This is a genomic window from Frankia sp. AgKG'84/4 (genome assembly GCF_023242965.2).
In the GTDB taxonomy this organism is placed as follows: Bacteria; Actinomycetota; Actinomycetes; order Frankiales; family Frankiaceae; genus Frankia.
The window spans coordinates 1-1,486 of the sequence record NZ_JALKFU020001075.1 but is presented as its reverse complement, the minus strand read 5'-3'; the positions used below and the strand labels follow the sequence as shown (position 1 = coordinate 1,486).

Annotated in this window: 2 protein-coding genes; one reads left to right on the top strand and one right to left on the bottom strand. The window is 73.0% G+C overall.

The window, feature by feature from the left end:
* Positions 1 to 748 (top strand): glycoside hydrolase family 16 protein (locus MXD58_RS27395; RefSeq protein WP_250610914.1); only part of this gene is annotated, 748 nt, incomplete at its 5' end.
* A gap of 69 nt (positions 749 to 817) precedes the next feature.
* On the opposite strand, the gene MXD58_RS27390 is transcribed toward MXD58_RS27395, so the two are convergent.
* Positions 818 to 1,486: hypothetical protein (locus MXD58_RS27390; protein WP_250610912.1), on the bottom strand; the 669-nt coding region annotated here is incomplete at its 5' end.

Sequence of the window (1,486 nt, the reverse complement as noted above, 5' to 3'; positions counted from 1 at the left end):
CACCACGGCCGCGCCGGCGGCGCCCGGCGGCTCGGCGGCCACCGGCGGCGCCGCGGCCACCGGTGGGCCCATCGTGACCGGCACCCTCGTGCAGGCCGATGACTTCGACGGCTCGGCCATCGACACGAAGAAGTGGTTCGTCTACAACAGCCCGAACAGCGGCTTCGCGCGGGTGCCGGAAGCGGTGAGCGTCGGCGGCGGCTACCTCAGGATCACCGGTGGGGTGAACAGCGCCGGCAAGGACGTCTCCGGCGGCGTGTCCAGCCTGGTGCACCAGGCATATGGGCGCTGGGAGGCGCGCCTCCGGGTCGAGAAGGGCGCCGGCTACTCGGCGGTGGCGCTGCTGTGGCCGCAGTCGGAGAAGTGGCCGAACGACGGGGAGATCGACCTCGTCGAGGTCAAGGAAGGCGACCGCCAGTCTGCGACCGCGGCCGTTCACAACGGGCCGAAGAACGACATCATCGAGACCCCGACCCCGATGGTCGCCGACTTCACGGCCTGGCACACCGTCGCCGTCGAATGGCTGCCTGACCGGTTGACGTACTTCCTCGACGGCCGGGCCGTGCTCACGGTGAAGTCCGGTTACACGAAGAACGGCGCGTCGACCATTCCGAACACCTCCGACATGCACCTGGCGCTGCAGCTCGACACCGGCTGCCACGACCACATCCCCTGCCGCACCAGCAGCACCCCGGCGAAGGTCTCGATGTACGTCGACTGGATTCGCACGTACGCCTACCGGGGCTGAGGCCCGACCGGGTCGGCGGGTCCGGGCACCAGGGCGGCACCCTGGCCGGGGCGGTGGCGCCGCTGGTGGTCAACGCACCGCGTAGACGCGCCAGGCAGGCAGGTCGCCGGGGTTCGGCTCGACGCGCACGAGGCGGTAGGCGGGATCTGTCTCGAGGTGCGGGTGGGAGTCGGCGACCGCGTCGGCCGGGCTGGACCCGCTGACGAGGCGGGTGACGAGGTAGCGCACCCGGTGGCCCAACGGATCGCCGAGCAGGGTGGCGAAGTCACGGTCCGGGGTGATGGCGAACTGGTCCGGGCGCCGGGATGACAGGACGACCTCGTAGCCGTCGGCGGCGTCGAGCAGCACCGCGCCGTGCGGAAGACGCTGGTGGTCGAGCCAACGGGCGAGCGTGCGGTCCTGGGCGTAGCGGTGGACGACCTTGCGCTGCTCCGGGCTGGCCCGGCCGGGGTCGAAGATCTGGGTCAGGAAGTACGACTCCTCCCGGGCGAGGCGCGGGTTGAGCATGCCGCCGGCGGTCACCGGCCCGGCGGCGAGCAGCATCAGCAGCATGACCGCGGGGGCGGCGAGACTCCCGTGGCGCAGGGCGAGGCGCTGGTACCACCCGGACGACAGCTGCCCGTACCGGCGTAGGCCCCGGCGCGCGGGGGCGAGCCGGCCGGTGTGCCGGGACGGGCTGCCGGTGTGCCGGGACGGGCCACTGCCGCGCCGGAGCCGGCCGGCCGTGGGGGCCACCAC